At 71.1% G+C, this 14,274-nt stretch carries 14 protein-coding genes and 1 pseudogene; 7 read left to right on the forward strand and 8 right to left on the reverse strand.

What is annotated here, in order from left to right; all coding sequences use genetic code 11:
- Positions 1-20 precede the first annotated feature (20 nt).
- Complete coding sequence (locus ACH34R_RS03600) at positions 21-941, forward strand: SAM-dependent methyltransferase (RefSeq protein ID WP_397559848.1); 921 nt, start codon at positions 21-23, stop codon at positions 939-941.
- Positions 942-1,150: 209 nt separating this feature from the next.
- On the opposite strand, the gene ACH34R_RS03605 is transcribed toward ACH34R_RS03600, so the two are convergent.
- On the reverse strand, positions 1,151-1,732 hold the full coding sequence (locus ACH34R_RS03605; RefSeq protein WP_397559849.1) for a hypothetical protein: 582 nt from the start codon (positions 1,730-1,732) through the stop codon (positions 1,151-1,153).
- A 25-nt stretch (positions 1,733-1,757) separates the two neighbouring features.
- Positions 1,758-3,248 carry a CoA-acylating methylmalonate-semialdehyde dehydrogenase gene (locus ACH34R_RS03610; protein WP_397559850.1) on the reverse strand — a complete coding sequence of 497 codons (1,491 nt, stop codon included), beginning with the start codon at positions 3,246-3,248 and terminating at the stop codon, positions 1,758-1,760.
- A gap of 146 nt (positions 3,249-3,394) precedes the next feature.
- On the opposite strand from ACH34R_RS03610, the gene ACH34R_RS03615 reads away from it, so the two are divergent.
- The 3 genes and pseudogenes from ACH34R_RS03615 (at position 3,395) to ACH34R_RS03625 (ending at position 5,941) form a co-directional block, all read left to right on the forward strand.
- A complete protein-coding gene (locus ACH34R_RS03615) occupies positions 3,395-4,153 on the forward strand; it encodes an IclR family transcriptional regulator (RefSeq protein ID WP_397559851.1) in 759 nt (252 codons plus the stop codon).
- Between the two features lie 88 nt (positions 4,154-4,241).
- A pseudogene (locus ACH34R_RS03620) lies at positions 4,242-5,078 on the forward strand (phosphoribosylaminoimidazolesuccinocarboxamide synthase); the annotation flags it as partial.
- A complete protein-coding gene (locus tag ACH34R_RS03625; protein WP_397559852.1) occupies positions 5,075-5,941 on the forward strand; it encodes an alpha/beta fold hydrolase in 867 nt (288 codons plus the stop codon). The pseudogene ACH34R_RS03620 and the gene ACH34R_RS03625, both read left to right, overlap by 4 nt.
- A gap of 9 nt (positions 5,942-5,950) precedes the next feature.
- Here ACH34R_RS03625 and ACH34R_RS03630 read toward each other — a convergent pair whose 3' ends face one another.
- A complete protein-coding gene (locus ACH34R_RS03630) occupies positions 5,951-7,474 on the reverse strand; it encodes an MFS transporter (protein WP_397559853.1) in 1,524 nt (507 codons plus the stop codon).
- Positions 7,475-7,547: 73 nt separating this feature from the next.
- Here ACH34R_RS03630 and ACH34R_RS03635 point away from each other — a divergent pair, with 73 nt between their 5' ends.
- A complete protein-coding gene (locus ACH34R_RS03635; RefSeq protein ID WP_397559854.1) occupies positions 7,548-8,123 on the forward strand; it encodes a TetR/AcrR family transcriptional regulator in 576 nt (191 codons plus the stop codon).
- A 5-nt stretch (positions 8,124-8,128) separates the two neighbouring features.
- Here ACH34R_RS03635 and ACH34R_RS03640 read toward each other — a convergent pair whose 3' ends face one another.
- The 5 genes from ACH34R_RS03640 to ACH34R_RS03660 all read right to left on the reverse strand — a co-directional run bounded on the left by ACH34R_RS03640 (position 8,129) and on the right by ACH34R_RS03660 (position 13,283).
- Positions 8,129-8,548: an ATP-binding protein gene (locus ACH34R_RS03640; protein ID WP_397559855.1), complete on the reverse strand. Its 420-nt coding sequence runs from the start codon at positions 8,546-8,548 to the stop codon at positions 8,129-8,131.
- Between the two features lie 136 nt (positions 8,549-8,684).
- Complete coding sequence (locus tag ACH34R_RS03645; protein WP_397559856.1) at positions 8,685-9,326, reverse strand: TetR/AcrR family transcriptional regulator; 642 nt, start codon at positions 9,324-9,326, stop codon at positions 8,685-8,687.
- Positions 9,327-9,355: 29 nt separating this feature from the next.
- A complete protein-coding gene (locus ACH34R_RS03650; protein WP_397559857.1) occupies positions 9,356-10,537 on the reverse strand; it encodes a cytochrome P450 in 1,182 nt (393 codons plus the stop codon).
- Between the two features lie 129 nt (positions 10,538-10,666).
- The gene (locus ACH34R_RS03655) at positions 10,667-11,491 is read right to left on the reverse strand and encodes an undecaprenyl-diphosphate phosphatase (protein WP_397559858.1); all 825 of its coding nucleotides are present in this window, start codon (positions 11,489-11,491) and stop codon (positions 10,667-10,669) included.
- Between the two features lie 253 nt (positions 11,492-11,744).
- Positions 11,745-13,283, reverse strand: a complete 1,539-nt coding sequence (locus tag ACH34R_RS03660; protein WP_397559859.1) for a M28 family metallopeptidase — start codon at positions 13,281-13,283, stop codon at positions 11,745-11,747.
- Positions 13,284-13,403: 120 nt separating this feature from the next.
- On the opposite strand from ACH34R_RS03660, the gene ACH34R_RS03665 reads away from it, so the two are divergent.
- A complete protein-coding gene (locus ACH34R_RS03665; RefSeq protein ID WP_397559860.1) occupies positions 13,404-13,922 on the forward strand; it encodes an HAD domain-containing protein in 519 nt (172 codons plus the stop codon).
- Positions 13,923-13,992: 70 nt separating this feature from the next.
- Positions 13,993-14,253, forward strand: coding sequence for a PspC domain-containing protein (locus ACH34R_RS03670; RefSeq protein WP_397559861.1), 261 nt, complete (start codon positions 13,993-13,995; stop codon positions 14,251-14,253).
- The last annotated feature ends 21 nt before the right edge of the window (positions 14,254-14,274 follow it).

Here is a 14,274-nt window from a genome sequence, read left to right on the forward strand (position 1 = left end):
TCCAGACCTCTCGTTTACCCATGACGGGCCCCCAGCCCGCCGGCCCGCCGCCCGCGCGACCCGATGCCCTCGCGTCGGCCGCGCTGTCGTCGGGAGCGGCGTCGCCCGGCCGGGTCCCGGTCGGGTCTCCGGTCTTCGACCCGACCGTTCCGAACGCCGCCCGGATCTACGACTACCTGCTCGGCGGCAAGGACCACTTTCCGCCCGACCGCGACGCGGGCGGCCGGCTGGTGGACACGATGCCGCTGATCAAGGCGTCGGTCCGGGCCAACCGGGAGTTCCTGATCCGCGCGGCGGGGGATCTCGCCGGGCGCGGCTACGACGCGTTCATCGACCTCGGCTCCGGCCTGCCGACCCAGCGGAACGTCCACCAGGTCGTCCAGGCCGTCAATCCGGACGCCCGCGTGGTGTACGTGGACCACGATCCCACGGTCATCGCCCATGGCCGGGCCATCCTGAACGCCCCCGGCGTGGCCATGCTCCAGGGCGACCTACGCCAGCCCGACCGGATACTCGACTCGCCGACCCTCACGGAGCTGATCGACCTGGGGCGGCCGGTCGTGGTCGTCGCGGTGGCCGTCCTGCACTTCGTCGGCGACCACGAGGACCCCGGCGCGATCGTCGCCCGGCTGCGCGCCCGTCTGGCCCCTGGCAGCCGGATCGTGATCAGCCACGCCTGCCTGGACGGCATGGCGCCGGAGGCCGTCGCCAAGGGCGTGGCGATCTACCGCAACACGGCCACCCCGATCACGCCCCGCTCCAGGGCGGAGATCTCCGCCCTGCTCGCCGGTTGTGAGCTGGAGGAACCGGGCCTGGTCGAGGTGTCGGACTGGAAGCCCGAACCGGACCAGCCACACGAGGACATCGGCGACGCCCGCTTCGTCGGCGGCGTGGCCGACCTGCACGCCTACGGCCCCCCCAAGACCCCCGCCGACCCCTGACAAGCACCCACGGACCTCGCGTCCCTGTCCTGCCTGACGGACCGGGCGAGCCTTGACGCGCTCGACGGCCTGGCGGTCCTGTCCTGCCTGACGGGCCTGGCGAGTACCGACGGGCCTGACGGGCGTCGGTGGGTGGTGGCGTGCTTGCCGGCTTTGCCGGCAGGGCCCGGCCGTGTGCGCGGCGGGGCTCTGCCGGGGGTCCGGGTTGGTCAGCACCTGGGGGCGATGCCGTCCATCCGGCGGCCGAATCTATTGATGTCCGTGTATTTCTCGCTCCAGTCTCCGGCGTAGACCGGCCGCTTCTCCGGTCGTTCGGAGTCCACGAAACATCCGTCGGTCTGGGCGTCGAACGATCCGACGTGATCGCGCAGATACGTGGGAATCCGGCCGGCCGGACTTTCGTCCGGCGACCATATCCAGACTTTTCCCCCGAACTTACCTTGAGGCCACAGGCATATCGACCTGACCGTGCAATTCGGATGGGCGCGCTGCGGCGGGACCGCCCCCGGCAGCACCGGTGGCGGTGCGGCCTGGCTGGGCGCGGCGAAGCGGTCGTAGAGGAAGAAGCCCGCGCCACCCAGCGTGATCGCGGCGCCGATGATCGCCGTGATGCCCTGCCAGCGCGCCCACACCACCGTGTCGTCCGCCCCTTCGCGAGCGGAGATGTCCGGCGTCTTCTGCTTACTGCCAGACGAAGTTACTTTCCGATTTCGCCGCCTATTGTCCATATTTTTCCATGCCCTCGCCTGAACATATCCCCACCGTTCATATTCACGCCTCTGCGCGCTCACGGCAAGTGAGATATCGGCGAGGGGGTCAGGCGTTCTGCGGAAAACCCAGGTCGAACTCCCGCGTTCCGGTCGCCGGCCAACGCGAGGTGATCGCCTTCTCCCGGGTGAAGAAGTGCACGCCCTGCTCGCCGTACGCCTTGGTGTCACCGAACATCGACTGCTTCCAGCCGCCGAACGAGTAGAACGAGACCGGGACCGGAATCGGCACGTTGATGCCGATCATGCCCGCCTGGACCTCGCGCTGGAAGGTGCGGGCCGCGCCGCCGTTCGTGGTGAAGACGGCGGTGCCGTTGCCGTAGGCGCCGTCGTTGATCAGGTGGATGCCCTCGGCCAGGTCGCGCACCCGGACCACCGACAGCACCGGGCCGAAGATCTCGTCGGTGTAGACGCGGGAGTCCCGGCCGACGCGGTCGATCAGCGTCGGGCCCAGCCAGAAGCCCTCGGCAGGGCCGTCGGCCCGCACGCCGCGGCCGTCCACGACCACCTCGGCGCCGTCCTTTTCGGCCTCGTCGATGTAGCCGGCCACCTTGTCGCGGTGCTCGCCGGTCACCAGCGGCCCCATGTCGCAGCCGCGGCGGCCGTCGCCCACCTTGATGCGGCCGATCCGCTCCCTGATCCGGCCGATCAGGTCGTCGGCCACGGAGTCCACCACCGCCAGGACGCTGATCGCCATGCACCGCTCGCCCGCCGAGCCGAAGGCCGCGTTCACCGCCGCGTCGGCGGCCATGTCGAGGTCGGCGTCGGGCAGTACGAGCATGTGGTTCTTGGCCCCGCCGAGCGCCTGGACGCGCTTGCCCGCGCGGGTCGCGCGCTCGTACACGTGCCGGGCGATCGGCGTGGACCCGACGAACGACACCGCCTGGACGCCGGGGTGGTCCAGCAGGCCGTCCACCGCGACCTTGTCGCCGTGCAGCACGTTGAACACCCCGTCCGGCAGGCCCGCCTCCTTGAGCAGCGCGGCCAGCCAGTTGGCTGCGGAAGGGTCCTTCTCGCTGGGCTTGAGCACGACTGTGTTGCCGGTGGCCAGGGCCATCGGCAAAAACCACATGGGCACCATGGCCGGGAAGTTGAACGGGCTGATCACGGCCACCGGGCCGAGCGGCTGCCGCACGGTGTAGACGTCGACCCCGGTGCTGACGTTCTCCGAGTAGCCGCCCCTGGCCAGGTGCGGCATGCCGAGCGCGAACTCCAGCACCTCCTGCCCCCTGGCGATCTCGCCCTCGGCGTCGGAGAGCACCTTGCCGTGCTCGGCGGTGATGATCTCCGCCAGCTCGCGCCTGCGCCGGTTGAGCGCCTCGCGGAAGGTGAACAGCACCTCCTGGCGGCGCGCCCAGGACATGTCCCGCCAGCCGGGGAAGGCGGCGGTGGCGGCGGCCACGGCCGCGTCCACGTCTTCGGGGGCGGCCAGCCGTACCCGCCTGGTCTCGACGCCGAGCGCCGGGTCGAACACGGGCCCGAGGCGATCCCCGGAGCCCGCGTAGGGCCGTCCGGCGACGAAGTGATCGACGATGCTCATGCGGGAGGTCTCCGATCGTTCAGAGGGCTGACGTCTTTTTCATATATGTGAAATTGTAGAAGAATGTCAAGCACAGGCGGTGCCGTACCATGCCAGCGGTGACCGAAACGCCGCACCGAGCAGCGCGCAGCGAGGGAGTGATGGACATGGCAGGTTCCCGGGGCGGCGCCGCCATCGTGCCCTCCGTCGCCAGGGCGGCGCGGATCCTGGAACTGCTGGCCTCGGCCCCGGAGGGGATGACGCTGTCGGAGGTGGCCCGCGCCCTCGGCCTGCCGCCGAGCAGCGCGCTGGCGATCTGCACCACCCTGCGCCAGGCCGGGCTCGCGCACCGCACTCCCGAACGCCGCTACATGCTCGGGCCGGGCATCCTCGCCCTCGCCGAGCGGTATACGCGCGGCGGGCTGCCCGCGCTGTTCATGCGGGCCTGCCGGGACGCGCTGCCGGACGCCAGGGAGACCGTGGTGCTCGCCGTACGCGAGTGGCACGAGGTCGTCTACCTGGCCCAGCGCCCCGGCAACCGGCCACTGGCGGTCAGCTACCACCTGGGCATGCGGCTGCCCGCGCACACGACGGCCAGCGGCAAGGCGGCGCTGAGCACGGTGACCGACGCCGAGGTCCGGGAGATCTACTCGCTGCCGTCCTCGTCGGGCGTGGACGTGGACCTGCTGATCGAGGACCTGCGCAAGACCCGTGACCGCGGGTACGCGATCGACGACGAGGAGACCGCGCCGGGAATGGTGTGCCTGGGGGTGCCCATCACGGTGCCGGGGGCCTCGACCACGACGGCGGCGGTGGCGGTCAGCCTGGTGAAGTCGACCGTGGACGACGAGGTGCTGTCGGAGTACGTCGGGGTGATGCGGGCCCTGGCCGAAACCCTGTCCACCGATCCGTCGCCCGCGGAATGACCGCGGAACGAAGCGGCTAGCCTGAGCTACGCGTGCGCTCCGGACCCCGGCGGGTCCGCGCACGGCTACGGCTCAGAGACGAACAGGGAGCGCAGTGAAGCTTCTCCACTCCGGCAAGGTACGCGACGTCTACGAGGACCGGGGGGACATCATCCTGGTCGCCTCCGACCGCGTCTCGGTCTACGACGCGATCCTGCCGACGCCCATTCCGGACAAGGGCAAGGTCCTCACCCGGCTCTCCCTGTGGTGGTTCGAGCAGTTGGCGGACGTCGTGCCGAACCACGTGATCTCGGCCACCGACGTGCCGGAGGAGTTCGCCGGGCGGGCCGTGCGGTGCCGGCGGCTGCGGATGATCCAGGTCGAGTGCATCGCCCGGGGCTACCTGGCCGGGCTGGGGCTCAAGGAGTACGAGCGGGACCGCGCGGTGTCCGGGGTCGCGCTGCCGGACGGCCTGGAGGAGGGCTCCCGGCTGCCCTCGCCGATCTTCACCCCCACCACCAAGGCGCAGATGGGCGAGCACGACGAGTTCATCACGCTCGACGACGTGATGGCCCAGGAAGGGCCGGAGGTCGCCGAAGACCTGCGACGGCTGACGCTCGCGGTCTACGGGCGGGGGGCCGAGATCGCGCGCGAGCGCGGGATCATCATCGCGGACACGAAGCTGGAGTTCGGCTGGGACGACAACGGCGTGCTCACCCTCGGCGATGAGGTCCTGACCTCCGACTCCTCGCGCTTTTGGCCGCTCGCCGGCTGGCGGCCGGGCGGCCCGCAGTACGCCTTCGACAAGCAGTACCTGCGCGACTGGGCCGCCGGGACGGGCTGGGACAAACAGGGTCCCGCCCCCGAGGTCCCCGACTACATCGTCGCGACCACGCGCGACCGCTACATCGAGGCGTACGAGCGCATCACCGGAAACCGCTGGTGAGCCGTGCGGGGCTGACCGAGTTCGACGTGGCGGTGCCCGGCGGCGGCGTGCTGCGCGCCTATGACGCCGATCCGGGCGGGCCGGGTGATCCGGGCGAACGCCTCACGGTGATCTGGCACCACGGCACGCCCAACGTCGGCACGCCCCCCGAGCCGCTGTTCCCCGCCGCCGCCCGGCTCGGCGTCCGGTGGGTCTCCTACGACCGTCCCGGCTACGGCGGATCGACCCCCGCGCCGGGGCGCGACCTGGCGTCCGCCGGCCGTTACGCGGCGCTGGTCGCCGACGCGCTCGGCATCGAGCGCTACGCGATGGCCGGGCATTCCGGTGGCGGTTCGCACGCGCTCGCCGGTGCGGCGGCCCGGCCTGATCGGGTGACCGGCGTGCTCAGCGTGGCCGGGCCGGCGCCGTTCGATGCCGATGACCTCGACTGGTTCGCCGGGATGGGGCCCGCGAGCGCGGCATCGCTGCGCGCGGCCGTCGCGGGCCGGGCCGCCAAGGAGCGGTTCGAGGCGGCGGCGGAGTTCGATCCGGAGATGTTCACGCCCGCCGATCACGCCGCGCTGGCCGGTGAGTGGGCGTGGCTGAACGGCGTGGCCGAGGCCGGGTCCGCGCCGGGGTCCACCGGCCTGATCGACGACGACCTGGCCTACGTCGCCCCCTGGGGCGCGGACCTCGCAGAGGTACGCGCCCCGGTACTGCTGCTGCACGGCGGCCAGGACCGGATCGCCCCCGGCGCGCACGGCGAGTGGCTGGCCCGCCGCTGCCCGTCCGCCGAACTGCGCCTCACGCCCGGTGACGGGCACATCTCGGCGCTCGCGGGCGCGGCCTCGGCGCTGGAGTGGCTGCGCGCCCACGCCGGGTAGCGAGGCGGGTCAGCGAACCGGCTCGCGGGCGGGTGTTCCGGTCCGGCCGGGGCGGGTGTGGCGGCGGAGCGGGAGCGCGGTGATCAGGGCCACGGCGGTCAGTACGGCGGCGCCCGTGAAGGCGGCGACGGTGAACCCCTGGGTGTAGGCGTCGAACGCGGCCCGTCGCAGGTCGCTCGCCGCGGGTTCGGCCAGCGTGCGGGAGCGGGCGAGCGCCGCGGCCACGGTCGGATCCGCGCCCGGCCCCATCGCGTTCCGGTAGATGAGGGCCGAGACCGTGCCGAGGATCGCGATTCCCAGGGACTCGCCCAGCTTGACCCCGGTCTCGGAGATGCCCGACGCGGCCCCCGCGCGGTCCGCCGGGGCGGTGGCCAGCACCAGGTCGTTGGCGAGCGCGCCGACGATCCCGATCCCGAACGTGAGCACCGTGTATCCGGCGATGAGGAGCGGCAGCGAGGTCGCGCCGAACACGCCGATGCCCGCGAACCCGGCGGCCCCGACGAGCAGCCCGCAGGTCATCAGCGACCCGGTGCGGACGCGGGCGGCGGCCAGACCGGCGGCGGTGGCCCCGGCCAGTGTGCCGAGGAACGTCGGCGTCGCCCACAGCGCGGCCTGGAGCGGGCCGAGCCCGTGGACCGTCTGCAAGAACGTGAACGCCAGGAACCCCAGCCCGGTGGAGGCGAGCGCGATCACGGTGTTCGCGCCCAGCGCCGCGCCGAAGGCGGGGCGCCGGAAGAGGGCCGGGTCGATGAGCGGGTGCCGGGCGCGGCGCTGCCGCCGGGCGAACAGGGCCGCGCCGGCCACCCCGGCCGCGAACGCACCCACGCCGGCGGCGTCCGGCCCGTACTCGGTGAGCCGTTTGACCGCGTACACCAGCCCCAGCACCGCCACCAGCGAGGCCGCCGCGCCGGGCAGGTCGAAGCCCGCGCCGCCGTCCCCGCTGTCACCCGGGGGCCGGTACTCGCCGATCAGCAGCGGCGCGGCGGCCAGGAGCAGCAGCATCACCGGCACGTTGATCAGGAAGACCGAGCCCCACCAGTAGTGTTCGAGCAGCGCGCCGCCGATGATCGGCCCGGCGACCGCGCCCCCCGTGAAGGCCACCGTCCAGGACGCGACGGCGGTACGGCGCTGCGCGTCGTCCGCGAACATGTGCCGGATCAGCGAGAGCGTGGACGGCGCGAGCGTGGCCGCGCCCACGCCCAGCAGCGCACGGGCCGCGATGAGCGCCCCGGCGGTCGGCGCGTACGCGATCACCACCGACGCCGTGCCGAACATCACGGCCCCGACCAGCAGCATCCGCCTGCGGCCGAACCGGTCGCCCAGCCCGCCCATGGTGATCAGCAGCCCGGCGAGCACGAAGCCGTAGACGTCCATCATCCACAGCCACTCGGTGGCGCTCGGGTGCAGCGCCTCGGCGATGGCGGGCGCGGCCACGAACAGCACCGAGATGTCCATCGAGGTCAGCAGGGCGGGCAGGAGGAGTACGGCGAGCCCTGCCCAGGTACGGCCGCTCGCCCGGGAATCGACGGTCATGGCGATTATCGTACGTACGTACAAATCGAACGTCAAAACGTACGTACGTTCAAGTACGTTAGGATCGGACACCATGAGCCAACGGGACGACTTGCTGGCGGGCGCGCGGCGCTGCCTGGCCGAGAAGGGCTACGCGCGGACCACCGCACGCGACATCGCCGCCGCGTCCGGGGCGCACCTGGCGTCCATCGGATACCACTTCGGGTCCAAGGACAACCTGATGAACGCCGCCATCATGGAGGCCACCGGCGAGTGGGGTGACACCATCGAAGCGGCCGTCGAGGCCGCCAGCGAGACCGAGCCGACGCGCAGGTTCGAGGTGTGGCTGGACCACCTGCTCGCCGCGATCCCGGGGGAGCGCGACCTGCTGGTGGCGAGCATCCAGGCGTTCGCCCAGGCGCAGTTCGACGAGCGGATGCGGACCGCGCTCGCCGAGGGCGGCGGCACGGCCCGTGAGTCGTTCGCCGCGGTGCTCCTCGGCCTGCCTCGCGACCAGGTCGGCCCCGAGGAACGCGGGAGCGTCGGCGCGGCGGCCCAGGCGCTGATCCTCGGCCTCATCGTCCAGTCGCTCATCGACCCCGGCGCCGTGCCCGGCTCGAAGGCCCTCATCGCGGGCCTGCGCGGCCTCACGACCTCACCCGATCCGTGAGGGCGTCAGGTCGGCTGCGGCACCAGCGCGCCCACCGGCTCGGCGTGGCGGACGAACCAGACCGACTTGCCGTGCGGCCAGGGCTCGACCCCCCAGTCGTCGGCGTAGGCGTTGACCAGGATCAGCCCTCTGCCGTGCTCGTTGAACAGGTCGGCGGGCAGCAGCGTGGGCAGCGCAGGGCCGTGGTCGCCGACCTCCCCGCGCACGGCACGGCCGTCGGTGCGCAGGGTCAGCGTGATCGGCCCCTTCCCGTATGCCAGGGAGTTGGTGACCAGCTCGGAAACGATCAGCGTCACGTCGTCGGTCAGTTCGGCCAGCCCCCAGCGGGCCAGCGCCCGGCCGGCGAACCGGCGCGCCGCGCCGATCGCCTCCGGCCCGCCGGACACCTCGAAACGCGCCTCCCGGGCGCACGTCTCAGCCACCATGACCACATCCCCGGTTCACACGTGCCCAGTCAGGGGACTCTACGAGCGGCGTCAACCCGTCGATGAACGGCGTTCGGTCCAGTAGTGTGCGCACACTTCGGTGGTGTGTGCGGGGACGGACGGTGTGCACGCCCCCCTACGGGGTTCGTGCCTTCCCGGTGAAAGGGTGGAAGGCGGCGGGGGCGGGCAGCGGCTCGGGCGACGGGCGGGTGCCGTCCAGCAGCAGGGCCAGGTAGCGACGCGGGTCGTCGCACCCGCGGTCGCCCTCGTGGGCGGTCGCCAACGTCATCACCACGATGGCGGCGAGATCGCGGGTGATGAGGTCGCCGCGTACCAGGCCACGCCGCTGCGCGGCGGCCAGCACCTCGCCGAGCGGCCCCATGAACCGCTCGGCGATCTCCACGGTGAACGCCCCCGACTCCCGGGCGGCGGCCAGCAGCGACCGGTGCGCGGGCAACGTCTCCACCGCCACGGTCAACGCTTCCGCCAGCCCGCGCCTCGGGTCCTCGGCCGCGCGGGCGGCGAGCACGGCGGGTTCGATCTCCTCCGCGAAGTAGGTCTCGAACGCGGCCTTGATCACGCCGTCCCGGTCGCCGAACCGCCGGTAGACGGTCGCCACCCCCACACCGGCGCGGCGGGCGATCTCGTCCAGCGGTACGGCGGGGCCGTCCTCCTTCAGGGCTTCGAGCGCGGCCCGAACGATCCTGTCGAAGTTGCGCTGCGCGTCCGCCCGTCGCGTCTGGGGGGTTGTCTGGTCCTTTGTCCGCCTCTGCTGCACAGGGCGAACGCTAGCAGGGGCCGGTGGACCTACCAGGCCACCTTGAACTCGTCGAGCCCGTACACGATGCTGAACACCCGGAACTTCGGCTCGCCCACCGGCCGCAGGCCGGGGAAGCGGCGCAGCAGGGCCGGGAAGGCGGCGCGCATCTCCATCCGGGCCAGCGGCGCGCCCAGGCAGTGGTGCACACCGTGGCCGAACGCGACATGCCCGGTGGACTCCCGGGTGATGTCCAGCTTCTCCGGGCCGGAGAGCAGTGCGGGATCGCGGTTGGCCGCGGGCAGTACGCACACCACCCGCTCGCCCGCCCGGATCGTGTGACCGGACAGCTCGGTGTCGGCCGCGGCCCGCTTGTGGGTGCCGCTGTGCACGATGCTGAGCCAGCGCAGCAGCTCCTCCACCGCGTCCTCGACCCGCTCGGGCTCCTTGGCCAGCAGCTCGGCCTGCTCGGGATGGCGCAGCAGGGCCAGCGTGCCGAGGGCGAGCATGTTGGAGGTGGTCTCGTGCCCGGCGACCAGCAACAGGTGGCCGATGCCGGTCAGCTCTTCCATGGTCAGCTCGTCGCCGTGCTCGCGTACCAGCATGCTGAGCAGGTCATCGCCAGGTTCGACCCGGGCACGGGCGACCAGCGTGCTCATGTAGTCGCGCGACTCCTCGCGCAGCGTCAGCCGCTCTTCCAGCGGTATCGACAGGTCCAGGATGCGGCTGGAGCGCTCGTGGAACTCGTTCCTGTCCGAATACGGCACGCCGAGCAGTTCACAGATGACCAGCGACGGGATGGGCAGCGCGAACTCGGTGACGAGGTCCACCGGCGGGCCGAGCCGCTCCATCGCGTCCAGGCGGTCTTCCACGATCTCCGTCACCCGCGGCACCAGCCTGCGCATCCGCCGGACGGTGAACTCCGGCGTCAGCATCCGGCGCAGCCGGCTGTGCTCGGGCGGGTCGTGCGCGAGCAGGTTGCCCGCCCGGAACTTCGCCAGGTCCTCCGCGGAGAGGTTCGCCGACTGCTCGATAGGCGTGTCGATGATCGGGAACCGTACCGGGTCCGACAACACCGACCGGACTTCCGCGTACCGGGTGACCAGCCACAACTCACCGAATGGGGTCTGCATTCGCCGCACGCCGTCCGTGTCGCGCAGCTCGGCCAGCTCCGGGACCGGATCAAAAGCCGTCCGCCGCATGTGGAACGGCAGGACCGCAGACTCGCTCATGTTCCCTCCTGGGTTCGTCCACCTTCGGGGCCACGCTTGTCTTCGCCTAAACGATAGCAACCTATCGTTTAGGCGGCCAGACAAGGACCCTGCTCACAAGAGGCGACTACCCAGGAGAAACCCGGCGGATCAGGCGGGGATCACGCCGAAGGACACCAGCGCGATGACCAGTACGCCGAGCAGGACCCGGTAGATGACGAAGCTGGTGAACCGGTGGGTGCTGATGAACCGCAGGAACCAGGCGATGATCCCGTAGCCGACCGCGAACGAGATGACGGTGGCCAGGATCGTCGGGCCCCAGGCCGGGGCGTGCGCCCCGTCGATCTCGCGCAGCTCGAACAGGCCGGACATGAGCACGGCGGGGATCGCCAGCAGGAAGGAGTACTCGGCGGCCTCCTCCCTGCGGTAGCCGAGGATCAGGCCCGCGCCCGTGGTGCCGCCGGAGCGCGAGACGCCGGGGATCAGCGCGAGCGCCTGCGCCAGGCCGTAGGTGACGGCGTGCGGGAGGTTGAGGTGCTGGTCCAGGGTGAGCTTGTTGCGGGCCATGTAGTCGGCCAGGGCGAGCAGCAGGCCGAAGACGATCAGGCAGGTACCGACCAGGCGCAGGTCGCGGACCACGGTCTCGATCTGGTCTTTGAAGGCGAGGCCGAGCACGCCGATCGGGATGCTGCCCGCGATCACGAACCAGCCCATCCTGGCGGCCTGCTCCTGGCGCAGGCGGGGGGTCCACAGGGAGCGGGTCCAGGTGCTGATGATGTCCCAGATCCGCTTGCGGAAGTAAATGAGCACCGCGGCCTCGGTGCCGAGCTGGATCACCGCGGTGAAGGCCGCGCCGGGGTCCGGCCAATGAAAGAAGGCGGACACGACACGGATATGGGCACTGGAGGAGATCGGCAGGAACTCCGTCAGCCCCTGCAGGACGCCCAGTACGGTCGCCTCAAACCAGCCGATCAAGCGAAGACACCTTCCACGGTGATGCCGCGCCGTTCCGGGTCCGAAGGGCGGCGGTCCGACAAGTACGTGAGAAGGCGAGGCTAGCGGAGGCTGGGAGGCCGCGCGGCCGGTCGTTGCACCGGGCCAGGGTTCGCGGGGGGAACGGGGGGGTTCGTCACCGGTTATCCGAACCCTGTATCCAGACATGTCGGTCGGCGTTCGGGAACGAGGACGGGCCCCGGCTGTGCGCCGGGGCCCGTCGTACGCGGTGCGGTCAGGAGACCGAGGCCCCCTTCAGCGGCACGGTGGTGCCGGTGGCGGCGGTGGCCGCGCGCCGCGGAATGGACGACAGGTCGAACGCGTAGGTGGCGGTGGCCACCGCGATGGCGTCGGCGTTGACGTCCAGCGCCGTCGCGTTGATGTTGGTGATGGTGTCGCACGCCTGGTGGTAGCAGGAGTCGTAGGCGACGCCCGCCTGCCCGCCGAACAGTTTCGCCTCGGCCTCGGTCTTGATGCCCTCGGCGCCGGTGAAGATGCCGCCGGCCGGGATGCCGTTGGCGATGAACGGCCCGTAGTCGGAGCGGCCGTCGAAGTCGGTGCCGACGTGGCCGAGGCGCCGGCGGTCGAAGAACCTCGCCAGCCGCTTCTCGATCTGCGCCGATCCCTCCGGGCCCGCCGGGGAGCCGACGTTGTCGGAGTTGTCGCCGTCGTACAGCTTGTAGGCGTGGTTGGGCGAGGCGACCATGTCGAAGTTCAGGTAGAGCCTGATCCGGTCGCGTTCGGCCGGGGAGAGTTCGGCGACGTACTGCTCTGAGCCGAGTATGCCGAGTTCCTCGGCCCCCCAGAACGCGAACCGCACCTTGTTGCGCACCGGGAAGTGCGAAAGCCGCAGGGCGACCTCAAGGACGGCCGCGGTGCCCGAGCCGTTGTCATTGATGCCCGGACCCTCGTGGACGCTGTCCAGGTGCGCGCCGACCATGACCACGTCGTCACGGTCGCCGCCACGGGTCTCGGCGATGACGTTCCTGGTGGTCCCCAGCTCGACCTTGGTGTCGGTCCGGACGCGCACGCGGGTGCCCGGCGAGTCGGCCAGGTCGGACCCGACGGCGAAGCTGGTGAACACCACGGGGAAGCCGTAGCGCCACTCGGCGATGTCGAAGGCGTAGGCGTCGGTACGGCCCGGCTGTCCCTCGTTGAAGAAGATCACCGCCGCCGCGCCCGCGGCCTTGGCGTTGTCCGCCTTCTGCGCGTAGGAGCAGGTGCCGCGCTGGATGAGCGCGATCCTGCCGGGCACGAACCCGGCCCAGTCCGCGGCCTCACAGCCGGCCGTGGAACTCGGCGTCGGCGTGGGCGGCAGGGTCGGATCCACGACCTGGACCTCGGCGGTCACGTCGCCCGAGCCCGAGGAGATCACGGTGACGAAGTCCGCGGGCGTGGCGTACGTGGTCGGTGTCGGGGCGACCTGTTCCAGGACGGGCGGGGACAGTTCCTCCCAGCTCTTGGGGAACTGCACATCGGTGGTGCTCACCCGGTACCCGGCCTTGCGCAGTTTGCCCGCGACATAGGCGACCGAGGCGTCGTAGCCCGGCGTGCCCGCCGCGCGGTTGCCGCCGTTGGCGTCGGCGATGGACTGCAGGGCGTTGAGGTGCTTCTTGACGTTCGCCCCGGTGACGCTCTTCTCCAGGAGTTTGGCGAAGATGTCGGCCACCGGGCCGGACTGTGCCGCCGCCGGTGGCGCGAAGGCCAGTGGCAACGCGAGAGCCGTGGCCAGGGTGACGGCACGGACCACGCGTTGGCGCAGCGATAACCGCATAGGGTTCCTCCAGCGAGGTAAGGATTGCAAACCCCCGAAGCATGCTTAGGGGAACTTAACCCGCCAGACCGCGCTTCGCCAGAACCCCCGGACTAATTGCCCGGCCGTACCATAACGACCATGGCGGAACAGCCGTTGCTGCTGGTAGATGTGGACGGAGTGCTCAATCCGACCGGCCACCGACCGGGCGATTTTCGGACATATGACTCCGTTGTCGATGGAACGTTATATAAGGTCCGGCTCAATCGCGCCCACGGAGACTGGCTGCTCGCCCTGGCCAGAGACACCGGGTCCGCCCTGGTCTGGGCCACGACATGGGAAGACGCGGCCAACGACTGGATCGGCCCACGCCTCGGGCTGCCCGAGCTGCCGGTGATCCCGATGCCGCCCTTGGCGGTTCCCGCGCAGGGGCGCGACTTCGGCGAGATGTTCAAGACGCCGCACGTGGCCGACTACGCCGCCGGGCGGCCGTTCGTGTGGTTCGACGACGCGGTCTCGGCGGCGGATGAGGACTATCTGCGCGCCCGCTCCGACGTGGGTGACTTCCTGCTCGTCGAGGTGGCCGCCGAAAGCGGGCTGACGAGGGAGGACGTGGCGCAGGCGGGGGAGTGGCTAGCAGGTCTGGGCGGGGGAACGTAGGGCATCAGGGTAGCGGGGGGTCGGGTCTCAGGGACGGGTCAGGGTTTTGTCAGGGGCGGGAGTCGGAACGATGATCCGCAGCCGGGTCGTTTCCTGGGTGAGACCAAAACAGCGGGAGGACAAGGTGTACCGGTCAAGACGACACAAGGTGATCGCGGGCGTGTGCGGCGGCATCGCCGAGCGCATGGGCTGGTCGCCCAACTTCGTGCGGCTGCTGTTCGTGCTCTCGTGCATCCTGCCGGGGCCGCAGTTCATCATCTACCTGCTCATGTGGATCTTCATCCGCAAGGCCCCCGTGACGGGCAGCCCCACCGCGCCCTACTACCAGTGAAAATCCCGGAGCTAAGCTGTC

Source organism: Spongiactinospora sp. 9N601 (genome assembly GCF_044326295.1).
Taxonomy (GTDB): Bacteria; Actinomycetota; Actinomycetes; order Streptosporangiales; family Streptosporangiaceae; genus Spongiactinospora; species Spongiactinospora gelatinilytica.

Excerpts from the sequence above, each read along its gene's own strand:
- ACH34R_RS03600 (WP_397559848.1), top strand. The coding sequence starts at position 21 with ATGACGGGCCCCCAGCCCGCCGGCCCGCCGCCCGCGCGACCCGATGCC.
- ACH34R_RS03610 (WP_397559850.1), bottom strand. The coding sequence starts at position 3,248 with ATGAGCATCGTCGATCACTTCGTCGCCGGACGGCCCTACGCGGGCTCC.
- ACH34R_RS03615 (WP_397559851.1), top strand. The coding sequence starts at position 3,395 with ATGGCAGGTTCCCGGGGCGGCGCCGCCATCGTGCCCTCCGTCGCCAGG.
- ACH34R_RS03630 (WP_397559853.1), bottom strand. The coding sequence starts at position 7,474 with ATGACCGTCGATTCCCGGGCGAGCGGCCGTACCTGGGCAGGGCTCGCC.
- ACH34R_RS03635 (WP_397559854.1), top strand. The coding sequence starts at position 7,548 with ATGAGCCAACGGGACGACTTGCTGGCGGGCGCGCGGCGCTGCCTGGCC.
- ACH34R_RS03640 (WP_397559855.1), bottom strand. The coding sequence starts at position 8,548 with ATGGTGGCTGAGACGTGCGCCCGGGAGGCGCGTTTCGAGGTGTCCGGC.
- ACH34R_RS03650 (WP_397559857.1), bottom strand. The coding sequence starts at position 10,537 with ATGAGCGAGTCTGCGGTCCTGCCGTTCCACATGCGGCGGACGGCTTTT.
- ACH34R_RS03660 (WP_397559859.1), bottom strand. The coding sequence starts at position 13,283 with ATGCGGTTATCGCTGCGCCAACGCGTGGTCCGTGCCGTCACCCTGGCC.
- ACH34R_RS03665 (WP_397559860.1), top strand. The coding sequence starts at position 13,404 with ATGGCGGAACAGCCGTTGCTGCTGGTAGATGTGGACGGAGTGCTCAAT.
- ACH34R_RS03670 (WP_397559861.1), top strand. The coding sequence starts at position 13,993 with ATGATCCGCAGCCGGGTCGTTTCCTGGGTGAGACCAAAACAGCGGGAG.